This window comes from Microbacterium sp. 4NA327F11 (assembly GCF_005503465.1).
GTDB classification, from domain to species: Bacteria; Actinomycetota; Actinomycetes; order Actinomycetales; family Microbacteriaceae; genus Microbacterium; species Microbacterium ginsengisoli.
In genome coordinates this window covers 98,330-112,665 of sequence record NZ_SCOB01000009.1, presented here as the reverse complement: position 1 = coordinate 112,665, position 14,336 = coordinate 98,330, and the positions used below count along the sequence as shown (strand labels likewise).

Genomic DNA, 14,336 nt, shown 5'->3' with positions numbered 1-14,336 from the left:
CGGCCATGCCCCCCGCGCAGCCCGTCATCGTCTACCCGGCCGAGCTGCCCGTCAGCGCCGCGCGGGACGAGATCGCAACAGCGATCCGCGACCACCAGGTCGTCATCGTCGCGGGCGCGACCGGTTCCGGCAAGACCACCCAGCTGCCGAAGATCTGCCTCGAGCTCGGCCGCGAGAGCATCGCCCACACGCAGCCCCGCCGGCTCGCGGCGCGGACGATCGCCGAACGCATCGCGCAGGAGCTGCGGGTCGAGGTCGGCGGTCTCGTCGGATACAAGGTGCGCTTCACCGACCAGGTGACCGATGATACCCGCATCGCGCTCGTCACCGACGGCATCCTGCTCAACGAGATCCACCGCGACCGGCTGCTGCGCCGCTACGACACGATCATCATCGACGAGGCGCACGAGCGCTCGCTCAACATCGACTTCCTGCTCGGCTACCTGCGACGCATCCTCCCGCAGCGTCCCGACCTGAAGGTCATCGTGACGTCGGCGACGATCGACCCCGAGAGCTTCGCGCGTCATTTCTCGGATGCCGCGGGCTCCCCCGCGCCCGTCATCGAGGTGTCCGGCCGCACCTACCCGGTCGAGGTGCGGTACCGCCCTCTCGTCGCCGAACTCCCGGACGATGCGGACGATGCCGACGACGAGGGTGCGTCCTCTCTCCCCGGCGACGCCGACGAGGTGTCCGCGATCGTGGCGGCATTGCGCGAGCTCGATGCCGAGCCCCGCGGCGACGTGCTCGTGTTCCTCCCCGGCGAGGCGGAGATCCGCGATGCGGCCGATGCCGTGCGCGCCGCATTCGCGAGCGACCGCTCGCCGACCGAGGTGCTGCCGTTGTACGGGCGTCTGTCGGCCGCGGAGCAGCACCGGGTGTTCGAGCCGTCGACCGTCGCAGGACTCCGACGCCGTGTCATCCTCTCGACCAACGTCGCCGAGACGAGCCTCACCGTTCCGGGCATCCGCTATGTCGTCGACACCGGCACCGCCCGCATCTCGCGCTACAGCGCCCGGTCGAAGGTGCAGCGCCTGCCGATCGAGGCGATCTCGCAGGCGTCGGCGCAGCAGCGCTCGGGCCGCGCGGGCCGCACGGCGCCGGGCGTCGCCATCCGGCTCTACGCGGAGGCCGACTTCGATCGCCGGCCCGAGTTCACCGAACCCGAGGTGCTGCGCACCTCGCTCGCGTCGGTCGTGCTGCAGATGCTGGCGCTCGGCTTCGGCGACATCGCCGAGTTCCCGTTCCTCACCCCGCCGGACTCCCGCGGGGTCACGGCGGCGGTCGACCTGCTCGTCGAGCTCGGTGCCGTGACCCGGTCCCGCGACGGCATCCGTCTCACGAAGGTCGGCACCCGGCTCTCCCGCCTCCCGATCGACCCGCGCTTCGCCCGCATGCTCATCGAGGCGGAGCGCACCGGCGTCGTCGCCGACGTGCTGCCAATCGTCGCGGGCCTGTCGATCCAGGATGTCCGCGAACGCCCCGAGGAGCGCCGCGAGGAGGCCGACCGGCAACACGCCCGCTTCACCGACCCGACGAGCGACTTCCTCACGCTCCTGAACCTCTGGCGACACCTGCGGGCCCAGCAGTCCGCGCTCGGCTCGAGCGCGTTCCGCCGCGCGTGCCGGGCCGAGTTCCTGAACTACGTGCGGGTGCGCGAGTGGTTCGACGTGCACCGGCAGCTGAGCGCGCAGATCGGCGGGACGCACAGGACGACGGATGCCGCGGCCGACCCGGTGGCTGTGCACACGGCCATCCTCGCGGGGCTCCTGTCCCACATCGGCATCCGCGACGACCGGCTCGCCGGCTCCGCACCGCCGAAGGGACGCCGTCCGGCGGCCGAGTACCGCGGGGCGCGGGGGGCGCGCTTCGCGATCTTCCCCGGCTCGGGCGTGAGGGCCAAGGCCCCCGACGCGGTCATGGCGGCCGAGCTGGTCGAGACGAGCAGGCTGTACGCCCGCACGGCCGCGGCGATCGATCCCGCCTGGGCGGAGGCCCTCGCGGGCGACCTCGCGAAACGTCAGCTCAGCGACCCGCACTGGTCGAAGGACGCCGGCGCCGCCGTCGCAGCCGAGAAGGTGACGCTGTTCGGGGTCGAGATCATCCCGCGCCGCCGGGTGCAGCTGGCCCGGTTCGATCGGGACCTCGCCCGGGAGCTGTTCGTGCGGCACGCGCTCGTCGAGGAGGACTGGGACCCGACACGCCTGGGCAAGACGCTCACCGCCTTCGCTCGACGCAACCTCGATCTGCGACGCCGACTCGAGAAGGTCGAAGAGCGCGAGCGTCGACGCGACATCCTCGCCGGCGACGAGGCGGTGTTCGCGTTCTACGACGCCCGCATCCCGCGCGACGTGTTCGACCTGCGCTCGTTCGAGACGTGGTGGAAGGATGCCGCGTCCCGCACGCCGCACCTGCTCGACCTGCGTGAGGACGACCTGCTCGACGGGTCGGGCACGGCCGCCGCCGGCGACTTCCCCGCGCGGTGGACGCAGGGCGACCAGGTGCTGCAGCTCGCCTACCGCTTCGAGCCGGGCGCTCCCGACGACGGCGTGACGGCGATCGTGCCGCTCGCCCTGCTCGCCTCGCTCCAGCCCGCGGGCTTCGACTGGCAGGTGCCCGGGATGCGCGACGAGCTGATCGCGGCCCTCATCCGCGCCCTCCCCAAGGTCATCCGCCGCCACGTCGTGCCGGCCGCCGACTTCGCCGCGCGGTTCGCCGAGGAGATCGCCGCCGACGCCCCCGAACACCACGACGGACTCCCGGCGCGCTCCCTCGCCGAGGCGCTCGCCGACCGCATCCGACGCGTCGCCAGCCAGCCGGTGTCGGGCGCCGACTTCGAGCTCGACCGCGTGCCCGCCCACCTCGCCGTGTCGTTCCGCGTCGTCGACGATCGCGGCCGCGCGGTCGGCAGCGGACGCGACCTCGCCGACCTGCAGTCCCGCCTCGCCGACCGCGCGCGCTCCTCGGTCGCGCGATCCCTCGCGCGCGGGCCACAGGCCGCGGCATCCGCACCCGTTCCCGGACCCCGCCAGACGGGGCCCGTCGCGGGCGGCTTCGTCGAACGCGCCGGTCTCACCGACTTCGACCTCGACGTGCTGCCCGAGCTCGTCGACAGCCGGGTCGCCGGTGGCACGGTGCGCGGCTACCCCGCGCTCGTCGATGAGGGCGAGAGCGTGGCGCTGCGCATCCAGGCGACGCCGGAGGCCGCCGCCCGCGCCACGCGTGACGGTGTGCGGCGACTGCTGCTGCTCGCCGTACCTTCCCCCGCCGCCTACGTGCTCGAGCACCTCACCGCCACCGAGAAGCTCGCCCTTGCCGCATCGCCCTACCCGAGCGCCCGGGCGCTCGTCGAGGATGCCCGCGGCGCCGTCGCCGACGCCGTGATCGCGCGGCACCCCGGCGGCATCCGCACTCGCGAGGCCTTCACCGCCGCGCGCGACGCGTTCTCGTCCGAGGTGACCGATGCGCTGTTCGCCGCCGTCTCGCTCACCGCGCGCATCCTGGTGCTCGCGCGCGACGTGGAGCGGGCGCTCAAGGCGCAGACGTCGATCACCCTCATCGCCCCGCTCGCCGATGTGCGCGGCCAGCTGGCCGGCCTCGTGCACCCCGGGTTCGTCTCGGCGACCGGCCTCGACCGTCTCGCCCATCTCCCCCGCTACCTCCAGGGGTCTCTCGGCCGCCTCGCCGCCCTCGGCGACAACCCCGGCCGCGACCGGCAGCGCCAGACCGAGTTCGAGCGCGCGGCAACCGCCTACGCCGAGGCGGGCGGCACGCTACCGCTGCCGCCCGGTGCGCCGGCCCCGCTCGTGCGGGCGCGGTGGCTGCTCGAGGAGCTGCGGGTGAGCCTGTTCGCCCAGCGCCTCGGCACGGCCGAGTCGGTCTCTCTCCCGCGCATCGTCAAAGCCCTCGCCGGCGACTCCTGACACGCGCGGACACACGAAGGTGCGGCACCAAGATCGAGCCGCGACAATGAGCGCATGACGCTTCCCGAACGCTCGCTCGCGACGGCCCAGGTGCAGGCGGGCTACGACCCGCGCACCGAGGTGCACACCGCCGTGCCGCCGATCTACCAGTCCGCCGCGTTCGCGTTCTCCTCGCTCGCCGAAGCGCGTGACCTGTTCGCACTGCGCAAGAACGGCGACATCTACTCGCGCGCTGCAAACCCCACCGTGCTCGTGCTCGAGGAGCGCATCGCCGCTCTCGAGGGCGGCATCGCTGCCGCAAGCGTCGCCTCGGGACAGGCCGCTGTCGCTCTCTCCCTCCTCGCCCTCGTGCACCAGGGACAGCACATCGTCGCCGCCAGCCAGCTCTACGGCGGCACCGTCGACCTGCTGCACGACACGTTCCCCGACTGGGGCATCGAGGTGACGTTCGTCGACCAGGACGACATCGACGCCTGGCGCGCGGCCATCCGTCCGACGACGCGCGTGCTGTTCGCGGAGTCGGTCGCGAACCCCCTCGCCCAGGTGCTGCGGGTGAGCGAGGTCGCCGAGGTCGCCCACGCGGCGGGGCTTCCGCTCGTGATCGACAACACCGTGGCGACCCCGGCCCTGCAGCGCCCGAAGGAATTCGGCGCCGACATCGTCGTGCACTCGGCGACGAAGTTCCTCGGCGGTCACGGCTCGACCCTCGGCGGCGTGATCGTCGACCTCGGCACGTTCGACTTCACGGCGCACCCCGAGCGCTGGCCGCAGCTGACCGCGCCCTACGCGCGCACCGGCGGCGGCAGCCTCGTCGAACGGTTCGGCGAGCGGGGGTCGCCCTTCATCGCACTGATCAAGACGAAGTACGTGCACGACCTCGGTCCGACGCTGTCGGCGACGAGCGCCTTCCAGCTGCTGCAGGGCGTCGAGACCCTCGACCTGAGGCTCGGCCGGCACAGCGAGAGCGCCGAGAAGGTCGCGTCCGCCCTCGCCGACCACCCACGCATCGCGAAGGTGCACCATCCGTCGCTCCCCGACAGCCCGTGGCACGCGGCGGCCCTCGCGTACCTTCCGCGGGGTGCGGCATCCGTGTTCTCCGTCGACCTCGTCTCGACCGGGGACGCCGACGGCGACTTCGCCCTCGTCGAGCAGTTCGTCGAGCGGCTGCGGCTGCTGCGGCTCGTCGCGAACATCGGCGACGCGCGCAGCATGGTCGCCCACCCGGCGTCCATGACCCACAGCCACCTGACGCCCGACCAGCGAGCCGCGGCGGGCATCTCCGAGACCACCGTGCGACTGTCGATCGGCCTCGAGGATCCCGACGAGATCATCGCCGACCTGGTGCAGGCGCTCGGCTGAGACCCGACCGCCGCGGCGACCCGGGCCCGGCCGGGCGGCCGCGCAGCCTCCGGCGCGATCCCGCCGCCGGCTTCGACGTCAGCTCGCGCGCAGCAGGTCGCGGTAGAACTCGATCCCGCGCAGCCAGACCTGCACGCGGATGCGCTCGTCGGGAGCGTGCAGGCAGTCGCGCTCCGCGCGCGTCAGGTGGAACGGCGTGAACCGGTAGACGTGCTCGCTGATCGCGGTGAAGAACCGCGAGTCGCTCGCCCCCAACTGCACGTACGGGGTCGCCAGCACGCCGTCACCGAGAGCCGACCGGACGGCGGCCGAGAGACGCTGCCACGGCTCACCGCGCCACGGCGAGACCGGCGACGGGTTCGACGCGCGGAACACCTCGACCTCGACCCGGTCGTCGCGCACGGCGCGACGCACGTGTCGGGTGACTCCCTCGACCGTGTCGCCCGGGAGAAGGCGGATGTTGACGACCGCTCTGGCGCGCGTGGCGAGCACGTTCTCGCCCGTCGCCCCGCTCAGCTCGGTGACGGCGGCCGTGGTGCGAACCAGCGCGTTCGTCTCGGGGCCGAGGAGTGCCAGCGCCCGGGAGAGCACAGGCCCCGTCCACCCGAGCGAGCGGAACACGGCGGCGAGCGCCGGCGGCGCCGCCTGCGCGGCCGTGGCGAACATCGCGCGCACGGGCGGGGTGATGCGAGTGCGGAACGGGGTTCGGCGCAGACGATCGATCGCGCGCGCGAGCCGAGCGGTCGCGGGCATCCGCGGCGGTGTGGAGGCGTGCCCGCCGGCCTCGGCGACGGTGAGCGTGAGGGTCATGACGCCGCGCTCGGCGACGCCGATCATCGCGGTCGGCCGCGTGACGCCCGGCAGCACGCCCTCGACGACGGCGCCGCCCTCGTCGAGCACGAGTCCTGGCCGCACGCCGCGTTCGTCGAGCACGGCGACGATCGCGCCGGCGCCGTCGCCCGCGGTCTCCTCGTTGTGCCCGAAGGCGAGGTAGACGTCTCGCGCGGGCGAGAATCCGTCGGCGAGCAGGGCCTCGACGGCCTCGAGGATCGCGACCAGCGCCCCCTTGTCGTCGATCGCGCCACGCGCACGGATCGTCTCGTCCTCGCCCTCGCCGAACACCGTCGGAGAGAAGGGCGGGGTCGTCCACTCGGCGGGGTCTGCGGGCACGACGTCCTGGTGCGCCATGAGCACGAGCGGGGCGCCGGAGCTGAGTCCCGGCCAGCGGATCAGCAGCGCGTGGCCGGCGACCAGCTCCACCTCGAGCCGTTCGTGCACGAGAGGGTAGAGCTTGACGAGTGCGGAGCGGAACGTCGCGAAGACCCCCCAGTCGACGTTCTCCTCGTCGACCGACGACACGGTCGGGATGCGCAGCAGCTCGATGAACCTGTCGATCGCAGTGGTCACCCCCCGAGCCTACGACCGCGCGCCAGAGGATGCCGCAGGGCTACGCTCGACGCATGAGCGGGCTTCGATGGGGCATCCTCGCGACCGGTGGGATCGCGACATCCTTCACCTCCGACCTTCGGCACGCGGGCCTGGACGTCGCGGCTGTGGGCTCGCGCGCGGCCGAGTCGTCGGCGCGGTTCGCCGAGCGGTTCGAGATCCCGCGGGCGCACGGGTCTTATGAGGAGCTGGTCGCAGACCCGGACGTCGACATCGTCTATGTCGCGACGCCGCATCCGCTGCACGCCGAGAACGCCCTCGCGGCGATCGCGCACGGCAAGCACGTGCTGGTGGAGAAGGCGTTCACCCAGGATGCCGCGCAGGCGGCCGCCGTACGCGACGCGGCGCGCTCGGCGGGCGTGCTCGCGATGGAAGCCATGTGGACCCGCTATCTGCCGCACATGGCCTGGGTGCGCAAGCTCGTGCGCGGCGGCCGGCTGGGGGAGGTGCGCACGGTGACGGCCGACCACACGCAGTCGCTGCCGACCGATCCGTCGCACCGCATCAACGCGCTCGCGCTCGGCGGGGGCGCCCTGCTCGACCTCGGCATCTACCCGATCTCGTTCGCGTGGGATCTGCTGGGCGCACCGGATTCCCTCGTCGCCCGCGGACGCCTGGGCGAGACGGGCGCCGACACCGAGGTCGCCACGATCTCGACCCATGCCGGCGGCGCGATCGCGACGACGCTGTCGTCGTCGCGGGCCGCCGGCCCGAACGTCGCGCACGTCATCGGCACCGCTGCCCGCATCGACATCGACCACGTCTGGTACACGCCGACGACCGCGCGCCTCACCCTCCCCGACGGAACGGTCGCCGAGACGTGGGAGAACCGCGTCACGGGGCGCGGCATGCAGTACCAGGCACTGGCCGCCGAGCGCATCATCGCGGACGGCGGGCGCGACAGCGATCTGCTGCCGATCGACGAGACGGTGGCGATCATGGCGGCGCTCGATGACATCCGCTCGCAGCTCGGCGTGAGCTACCCCGGGGAGAGCTGATGCCCGACTCCACGACGCCCCGCGTGGCGGTGTACCTCGACTTCGACAACATCGTCATCAGCTGGTACGACCGGGTGCACGGCCGCGGCTCGTACAGCCGCGACCGCACCCGCATCGCGGAGGGTACGGGCGACACCGAGGTCGCCGAACGTCTCGCCGCCGCCACCGTCGACATCGGCGCGATCATCGACTATGCGACGTCCTTCGGCACGCTGGTGCTCGTGCGCGCCTACGCCGACTGGTCCGCCCCGGTGAACGCCGAGTATCGCTCGCAGCTCGTCGCGCGCGCGGTCGATCTCGTGCAGCTGTTCCCCGCGGCCGCCTACGGCAAGAACGGCGCCGACATCCGGCTCGCGGTCGACGCCGTCGAGGACATGTTCCGCCTGCCCGACCTCACCCACGTCGTGATCGCGGCGGGCGACTCGGACTATGTGCCGCTCGCGCAGCGCTGCAAGCGCCTGGGACGCTTCGTGGTCGGCGTCGGGGTGGCGGGATCGACCGCGAAGTCTCTGGCCGCCGCGTGCGACCGCTTCGACTCGTACGACTCGCTTCCGGGGGTCGCGGCTCCCGAGCAGAAGAAGGATGCCGCTCCCTCACGCCCGCGCGCCCGCAAGCGCCAGGTCGACCCGGCCGCCGAGCTGCTCGAACGCGCGCTGCGCCTTGAGAACGACAAGGACCCGTCGCAGTGGCAGCACGCGTCGGCCGTGAAGGCGCTGCTGCTGCGCCTCGACCCGTCGTTCAGCGAGAAGGCGCTCGGACACCGCAGCTTCAGCGAGTTCGTGTCGGCGCATCCAGAGATCGCGGAGCTCGACGAGACCGACAACATCGTGCGTATCCGGTTGGTCGACGCGAAGCGCTGAGCCGCCCCCGAGCGCCGGCCGCTCGGCCGATGGGTGCGGCGCCCCCGTTCACCCGCGGCGCGTCGCCCACAGCGCCCAGACCACGAGGATCGGCTGGAAGAGAAGTCGGATGAACCGCTTCGCGTCGGTGTCGAGCCCGAACGCGCTGCGCTGGTTGGCGAACTGGGCGAGGTTGCCGGGGAACACGGCCACGAAGAAGGCGGCGAGCACCGCGCCCACGAGTCCGCGTCGGCGCCGGGCCGCGAGCACGGCGGTGCCGAGGGCGATCTCGACCACGCCCGATGCGAGCACGATCTGATCCTCGTCGAGCGGCGACAGCTCGGCGATCGTCTCGGGCACCTGAGCTCGGAAGTCCGACCGCAGGAACGTGAGGTGGGAGACGCCGGCGACGACCATCGCGACGCCGAGGAGCCATCGGGCTGCAACGCGCATGACCCCATTCCACTGCGGCGAGCGGCCGATGTCGAGGGGTCGATGAGAGAACTCTCATCCAGGGGACGGCGACACGCGGCATCCGATCTTGAAACCTGAATTGACTTTCAGGTAATTTCGGGCCGCGACATCCGTCGCACCTGCGCCTACAAGGAGGTATCAGCGCATGGCATCTGCCGCATCCCCCGCAGAACCGAAGACCAGCGGACTACGCAAGGTCGTCACCGCATCGATGGCGGGCACCGTCGCCGAGTGGTACGAGTTCTTCCTCTACGCCACCGCCGCGACGATCGTGTTCAACGTCGTCATGTTCCCGCCGTCGAACGACCCGTACGCGGGCATCATCTCCGCCTTCGTGACCTACGCGATCGGCTTCATCGCCCGCCCTCTCGGCGGCATCGTCTTCGGACACTTCGGCGACAAGTACGGCCGCAAGAAGCTGCTGCAGCTCGCGATCATCCTCGTCGGCGTCACGACGTTCCTGATGGGATGCCTCCCCACCTTCGAGCAGGTCGGCTACCTCGCTCCCGCGCTGCTGGTGATCCTGCGATTCCTGCAGGGCTTCGCCGTCGGCGGCGAATGGGGCGGCGGCGTGCTGCTCGTCGCCGAGCACTCCCCCGACCGTCGCCGCGGCTTCTGGGCGTCGTTCCCCCAGGCGGCCGTGCCGATCGGCAATCTGCTCGCCACGATCGTGCTGCTCGTGCTCAGCCGCACGCTCACGCCCGAGGCGTTCCTCGGCTGGGGCTGGCGCGTCTCGTTCTGGCTGTCGGTCGTGATCGTCGCGATCGGGTACTACGTGCGCACCCGCGTCGACGACGCTCCCATCTTCGTGCAGGCGCGTGAGGCGGCAGCGGCCAATGACACGCGGTACGGCGTGTTCGAGGTGCTGCGTCGGTACCCCCGTGGCGTCGTGACCGCGATGGGCCTGCGCTTCGCGGAGAACATCATGTACTACCTCGTCGTGACCTTCTCGATCACCTACCTCAAGGTGGCGCTCGGCATGGACACGGCCGAGATCCTCACCCTGCTGGTCGTCGCCCACATCGTGCACACGATCGTCATCCCGATCGTGGGAGGACTGTCGGATCGCATCGGCCGCAAGCCCGTCTACGCGATCGGCGCCGTGTTCGCGATCGCGTGGGGATTCATCGCGTTCCCGATGTTCGACACGCGCGACCCGTTCGTCATCGTGCTCGCGATCTGCCTCGGTCTCGTCATCCACTCGTTCATGTACGCCCCGCAGCCCGCGATCATGGCGGAGCTCTTCCCCACGCGCATGCGCTACTCGGGGGTGTCGCTCGGCTACCAGGTCACCTCGATCGTCGCCGGCTCGCTCGCACCGATCATCGCGACCGCGCTGCTGACGTCGTTCGGCTCGCCCCTGCCGGTGGCGATCTACCTCGGTATCGCCGCGATCGTGACGCTCGTGACCGTGCTCACGATGCGGGAGACCCGCGGCACCTCGCTCCACGAGCTCGACCGCATCGACGCTGCACGGCGGGCGGCGGCACCCGCGGCGGGCGCGCGGGTCTGAGAACGGGGTGAGGGGGCGGATGCCGCGGCATCCGCCCCCTCACCCCGTCACGCGTCTGCCAGCCATCGCCCCGCGCGATCGATGAGCGCCGCGAACTCATGAGGAGCGTCGGTCGGGGTGATCGCACGCAGCACCACCTCGTCCAGCGCCTCGCGATAGGCCCTCACCCGCCCCGGCGCATCGGCCGAGTCGGGTGCGAGGACGGTGTCGTGGGCGCGGAACCCGAGCCGGGCGAAGTTCTCGGCGTATCCCGGCGCCTGGTCGTACCGGGATGCCTCGTCGTCGAGCCGGGCGCGGGCGGCCGGCTCGAGCGCCCACCGCACGTAGAGCGCGACGCGCGCGTCGGGCGCGATCTCGTGCAGCGCAGCGGTCTGATCCGCCGCGGCTCGTGGCGTGAGCCAGTTGAGCAGCACGCCGTCGGAGGCGGTCACGGCGAGCCGCCGCATCCGTGGTCCCAGCGCGCCGACGAGCACGGGCACCCCGGCTTCGCGCAACTCGCCGATCGCCGCGGCGACCTGCGCGAGCGCACCCTCGCGCAGGCGTCCCGAGCCGATCCCCACCGTGAGGCGGCCGGAGGCACCGGCGATCTGCGTCGCCCGCTCGGCAAGGCCGCGAGCGGGAACCCGGTCGATGGGCACGACGCCGGTCGCGAGCCCGATGCTGCTCGTGCGCTCGGCGGCGGCAGCCAGGCCCGCCAGCGCGTCGCCGCCGGGGGTGTCGTTCACCCAGAGGCGCGCGAAGCCGGCGGCTTCCGCGCGCACCGCGATGTCCGCGATGCGCGCAGCGCCAAGGGCACCTGCGACGCCCAGGGAGAGGTCTCCGTGTCGAGTCGTCATGGGGGAAGCTTGCCTCACGCCGGTCACGGCGCGGGCCGTGCGCCCGATATCCTGTCGGAAGTCCCATCCCCCCGAAGGAGACCCATGTTCATCGTGGCGCTGCTGCTGTTCCTGCTCGGCATGTTCTGCTTCGGTATCGCGTTCGCGGTGCCGGGCCTGCAGGCCATCATCTTCTTCGGTGGCATCCTGCTGGTGTCGGCAGCGATCGCACTCCCGATCCACGCCCGCGCCAAGTAAGCCCAGCGCGGGTCTTCCGGCCGGCTCAGGCGCTGAGCCCGACGCGCCGCCGGCTCGGGCCGATCGCCCGAATCAGGCCTTTCCGCCGGGCGGGCCGACGATCAGCAGCCCCGTGAAGATGACGACGACCGCCACCACGAGCAGAGCCGCAAGAAGTCCGGGGCGACGAAGCATCGCACGCATGAGGCGGTCGTGCCACCGCTCGTCGCGCGGGTCGCTCCCCGCGTGCAGCCGCCAGTCCCCCGCGAGCGCGCCGGTGCGGTGCAGCCAGATCTCCGCCGGGATGGTCGCGTAGGGGATCACCGCGCTCCCGATCGCCACGACGGCACGCAGCGGATGCCAGCGCTGGTTCTTCGCAACGAGAACGGCGGTCGCGCCATACGCCAGGAAGACGAAGCCGTGCACGCCGCCGGCGACCGTCACCGCGATCGCGACCCCCGTGGTCGCCCGCACGATCAGGGCGGTGATCAGAAGCGTCCAGGTGATCGCCTCGGCGATCGCGAGCACGCGGAACAGTGCGGACGGGGTGCGGAACACGGGTCCTCCAGCAGAGATCGGATGCCGCGGCTCCCGCGACATCCTTCAGTCTACCTGAAGGGCTTCAGGAACCCTGAAGGATCCCTGCGAACGGCTCCTCGTGCAGCCCCTGCAGCGCGTCCGTCAACGCCGGCAACGCCGCCGCGAAGTCGCGGTCGAGGCGGGCGAGGCGGGCATCGGCCTCATCGAGGGCCGCGTCACCCTTCTCCGTGACGCGCAGATCGGACGCCGAGCCGGCATGAGCCGTGCCGTCGGCGACCATGCCGTCATCGGCGAGCGCGCGGACGGCAGTGTGGGCGGTCTGCACCGTGATCTGGGAGCGGCGGGCCAGCTCACTGAACGAGATGCCCGGCGTCGCCCGGATGTGCGCCAGCAGACCGTACTTCCGCGTAGTGAGACCCAGGTCCTTCAGCGCCGCGCCGAGCTGCCCGTCCCAGATCGACGACATCGTCAACAGGGAGATCACCGGGCTGAAGGGGGGGCGTTCAGACATGACAGCCATGCTAGACCGGCCCACGGCCCGTGGCACGGTGCCCCGCGGGCAGACGGAAGTCGCCACTCTCCCCATGCGCGATCCATGCACCCATGGAACACTCGGCCTCGTCGCCCCCGTCACCACACGCATGAGGAGTCCCGATGTCACCCCGTTATCTCGTCCTCCCCGCCACCGTCGCCGTGGCGTTCGCCCTCGCCGGCTGCGGACAGGTGTCCGCGCTCGTCCAGCAGGGAGCCGCCGTCGCCAGCCAGGCTGCGGGAGTCGCCAGCGCCGCCGCATCCGCCGCCGCCGATGCGGGCGTCAACGTCTCCACCAGCGGCTCTCTGCCCTCCGGGTGGCCGAGCGACATCCCCGCACCCGAGGGCAAGATCACGACCTCGGTGTCCGTCAACGGCGGCTACTCGATCATCGTGCAGACGTCGAGCGAAGCCGCGATCACCAGCGCCGTAGACAAGCTGAAGTCCGCCGGCTACTCACTCGACGGCGACTTCTCCTCCGACGGCAATCACGTGCAGCACCTCGCCTCATCGCAGTGGAGCGTCGTGATCACGTGGGGGCCGGACCCCTCGACGAGCGGAGCGTTCGTGGCGAACTACGTGGTCGCGAAGGCGTCATCCTGAGCGCCTCCGCCGACGGCGAGGGCCCCACGAGTGTCACACTCGCGGGGCCCTCGCCGTTCGGACGGGATCAGAAGTCCCAGTCGTCGTCCTCGGTCGCGACAGCCTTGCCGATGACATACGACGAGCCCGAGCCGGAGAAGAAGTCGTGGTTCTCGTCGGCGTTGGGCGACAGTGCCGAGAGGATCGCCGGGCTGACGTTGGTCACCGTCGAGGGGAACATGGCTTCGTAGCCGAGGTTCATGAGCGCCTTGTTGGCGTTGTAGTGCAGGAACTTCTTGACGTCCTCGGTGAGACCGACGCCGTCGTAGAGGTCCTGCGTGTACTGCACCTCGTTGTCGTAAAGCTCGTACAGCAGCGAGAAGGTGTAGTCTTTCAGCTCCTGACGGGTTTCCTCGTCCACCTTCTCGAGTCCCCGCTGGAACTTGTAGCCGATGTAGTAGCCGTGCACGGCCTCGTCGCGGATGATGAGGCGGATCATGTCGGCGGTGTTGGTGAGCTTCGCGCGGCTCGACCAGTGCATCGGCAGGTAGAAGCCCGAATAGAAGAGGAACGACTCGAGCAGCGTCGAGGCCACCTTGCGCTTGAGGGGTTCGTCGCCGCGGTAGTAGTCCATGACGATCTGAGCCTTGCGCTGCAGGTTCTCGTTCTCGATCGACCAGCGGAACGCCTCGTCGATCTCCTTCGTGGAGCACAGCGTCGAGAAGATCGACGAGTAGCTCTTGGCGTGCACCGACTCCATGAACGCGATGTTCGTGTAGACGGCCTCCTCGTGCGGGGTCAGCGCGTCGGGGATGAGCGAGACCGCGCCCACCGTGCCCTGGATCGTGTCGAGCAGGGTGAGGCCGGTGAACACCCGCATCGTGAGCTGCTGCTCTTCCGGGGTCAGCGTCGCCCACGACTGCACGTCATTGGAGAGCGGCACCTTCTCGGGCAGCCAGAAGTTGCCCGTGAGGCGGTTCCACACCTCCACGTCCTTGTCGTCCTCGATGCGGTTCCAGTTGATGGCCTGGACCTTGTTCAGGAGCTGGAGCTTCTCGCTCATCGTCCGTTCTTCCTCGTCT

The 14,336-nt window shown here is 71.2% G+C and carries 13 protein-coding genes; 7 read left to right on the top strand and 6 right to left on the bottom strand.

The genetic code is table 11. The annotated features are described in order from the left end of the window. The first annotated feature begins 5 nt into the window (after window positions 1–5). A complete protein-coding gene (gene hrpA, locus FFS51_RS07960; RefSeq protein WP_137878016.1) occupies window positions 6–3,920 on the top strand; it encodes an ATP-dependent RNA helicase HrpA in 3,915 nt (1,304 codons plus the stop codon). A 54-nt stretch (window positions 3,921–3,974) separates the two neighbouring features. Continuing rightward, entirely contained in the window at window positions 3,975–5,279 is a 1,305-nt protein-coding gene (locus FFS51_RS07955) for an O-acetylhomoserine aminocarboxypropyltransferase/cysteine synthase family protein (RefSeq protein ID WP_137878015.1), read from the top strand. Between the two features lie 78 nt (window positions 5,280–5,357). Here the strand turns inward: FFS51_RS07955 and FFS51_RS07950 are convergent, their stop codons facing one another. Further along, window positions 5,358–6,686 (bottom strand): M20/M25/M40 family metallo-hydrolase, encoded by a 1,329-nt coding sequence (locus FFS51_RS07950; RefSeq protein WP_137878014.1) that lies wholly within the window; start codon window positions 6,684–6,686, stop codon window positions 5,358–5,360. A gap of 53 nt (window positions 6,687–6,739) precedes the next feature. On the opposite strand from FFS51_RS07950, the gene FFS51_RS07945 reads away from it, so the two are divergent. Together FFS51_RS07945 and FFS51_RS07940 are read left to right on the top strand one after the other, a co-directional pair. Next, window positions 6,740–7,723 (top strand): Gfo/Idh/MocA family protein, encoded by a 984-nt coding sequence (locus tag FFS51_RS07945; RefSeq protein ID WP_137878013.1) that lies wholly within the window; start codon window positions 6,740–6,742, stop codon window positions 7,721–7,723. Then, complete coding sequence (locus tag FFS51_RS07940) at window positions 7,723–8,583, top strand: NYN domain-containing protein (RefSeq protein ID WP_045248631.1); 861 nt, start codon at window positions 7,723–7,725, stop codon at window positions 8,581–8,583. The genes FFS51_RS07945 and FFS51_RS07940 overlap by 1 nt, the downstream gene beginning before the upstream one ends. Before the next feature lie 48 nt (window positions 8,584–8,631). On the opposite strand, the gene FFS51_RS07935 is transcribed toward FFS51_RS07940, so the two are convergent. Next, window positions 8,632–9,015, bottom strand: coding sequence for a DoxX family protein (locus FFS51_RS07935; protein ID WP_137878012.1), 384 nt, complete (start codon window positions 9,013–9,015; stop codon window positions 8,632–8,634). Between the two features lie 166 nt (window positions 9,016–9,181). Here FFS51_RS07935 and FFS51_RS07930 point away from each other — a divergent pair, with 166 nt between their 5' ends. Continuing rightward, a complete protein-coding gene (locus FFS51_RS07930) occupies window positions 9,182–10,549 on the top strand; it encodes an MFS transporter (protein ID WP_137878011.1) in 1,368 nt (455 codons plus the stop codon). A 47-nt stretch (window positions 10,550–10,596) separates the two neighbouring features. Here the strand turns inward: FFS51_RS07930 and FFS51_RS07925 are convergent, their stop codons facing one another. After that, window positions 10,597–11,385 carry an LLM class flavin-dependent oxidoreductase gene (locus FFS51_RS07925; RefSeq protein WP_137878010.1) on the bottom strand — a complete coding sequence of 263 codons (789 nt, stop codon included), beginning with the start codon at window positions 11,383–11,385 and terminating at the stop codon, window positions 10,597–10,599. Window positions 11,386–11,469: 84 nt separating this feature from the next. Here FFS51_RS07925 and FFS51_RS14665 point away from each other — a divergent pair, with 84 nt between their 5' ends. Then, window positions 11,470–11,622, top strand: a complete 153-nt coding sequence (locus FFS51_RS14665; RefSeq protein ID WP_048808808.1) for a hypothetical protein — start codon at window positions 11,470–11,472, stop codon at window positions 11,620–11,622. A gap of 72 nt (window positions 11,623–11,694) precedes the next feature. Here the strand turns inward: FFS51_RS14665 and FFS51_RS07920 are convergent, their stop codons facing one another. Then, a complete protein-coding gene (locus FFS51_RS07920; protein WP_045248627.1) occupies window positions 11,695–12,159 on the bottom strand; it encodes a DUF3817 domain-containing protein in 465 nt (154 codons plus the stop codon). A gap of 64 nt (window positions 12,160–12,223) precedes the next feature. Beyond that, the gene (locus FFS51_RS07915; RefSeq protein WP_045248626.1) at window positions 12,224–12,652 is read right to left on the bottom strand and encodes a MarR family winged helix-turn-helix transcriptional regulator; all 429 of its coding nucleotides are present in this window, start codon (window positions 12,650–12,652) and stop codon (window positions 12,224–12,226) included. Between the two features lie 143 nt (window positions 12,653–12,795). On the opposite strand from FFS51_RS07915, the gene FFS51_RS07910 reads away from it, so the two are divergent. After that, the gene (locus tag FFS51_RS07910) at window positions 12,796–13,275 is read left to right on the top strand and encodes a hypothetical protein (protein WP_056210171.1); all 480 of its coding nucleotides are present in this window, start codon (window positions 12,796–12,798) and stop codon (window positions 13,273–13,275) included. Window positions 13,276–13,342: 67 nt separating this feature from the next. Here FFS51_RS07910 and nrdF read toward each other — a convergent pair whose 3' ends face one another. Continuing rightward, window positions 13,343–14,317: a class 1b ribonucleoside-diphosphate reductase subunit beta gene (gene nrdF / locus FFS51_RS07905; RefSeq protein WP_137878009.1), complete on the bottom strand. Its 975-nt coding sequence runs from the start codon at window positions 14,315–14,317 to the stop codon at window positions 13,343–13,345. Window positions 14,318–14,336 lie beyond the last annotated feature (19 nt).

What these genes read in the sequence shown, in the direction of transcription:
- hrpA (WP_137878016.1), top strand. Translation starts at nt 6, where the DNA reads ATGCCCCCCGCGCAGCCCGTCATCGTCTACCCGGCCGAGCTGCCCGTC.
- FFS51_RS07955 (WP_137878015.1), top strand. Translation starts at nt 3,975, where the DNA reads ATGACGCTTCCCGAACGCTCGCTCGCGACGGCCCAGGTGCAGGCGGGC.
- FFS51_RS07945 (WP_137878013.1), top strand. Translation starts at nt 6,740, where the DNA reads ATGAGCGGGCTTCGATGGGGCATCCTCGCGACCGGTGGGATCGCGACA.
- FFS51_RS07940 (WP_045248631.1), top strand. Translation starts at nt 7,723, where the DNA reads ATGCCCGACTCCACGACGCCCCGCGTGGCGGTGTACCTCGACTTCGAC.
- FFS51_RS07935 (WP_137878012.1), bottom strand. Translation starts at nt 9,015, where the DNA reads ATGCGCGTTGCAGCCCGATGGCTCCTCGGCGTCGCGATGGTCGTCGCC.
- FFS51_RS07930 (WP_137878011.1), top strand. Translation starts at nt 9,182, where the DNA reads ATGGCATCTGCCGCATCCCCCGCAGAACCGAAGACCAGCGGACTACGC.
- FFS51_RS07925 (WP_137878010.1), bottom strand. Translation starts at nt 11,385, where the DNA reads ATGACGACTCGACACGGAGACCTCTCCCTGGGCGTCGCAGGTGCCCTT.
- FFS51_RS14665 (WP_048808808.1), top strand. Translation starts at nt 11,470, where the DNA reads ATGTTCATCGTGGCGCTGCTGCTGTTCCTGCTCGGCATGTTCTGCTTC.
- FFS51_RS07915 (WP_045248626.1), bottom strand. Translation starts at nt 12,652, where the DNA reads ATGTCTGAACGCCCCCCCTTCAGCCCGGTGATCTCCCTGTTGACGATG.
- FFS51_RS07910 (WP_056210171.1), top strand. Translation starts at nt 12,796, where the DNA reads ATGTCACCCCGTTATCTCGTCCTCCCCGCCACCGTCGCCGTGGCGTTC.
- nrdF (WP_137878009.1), bottom strand. Translation starts at nt 14,317, where the DNA reads ATGAGCGAGAAGCTCCAGCTCCTGAACAAGGTCCAGGCCATCAACTGG.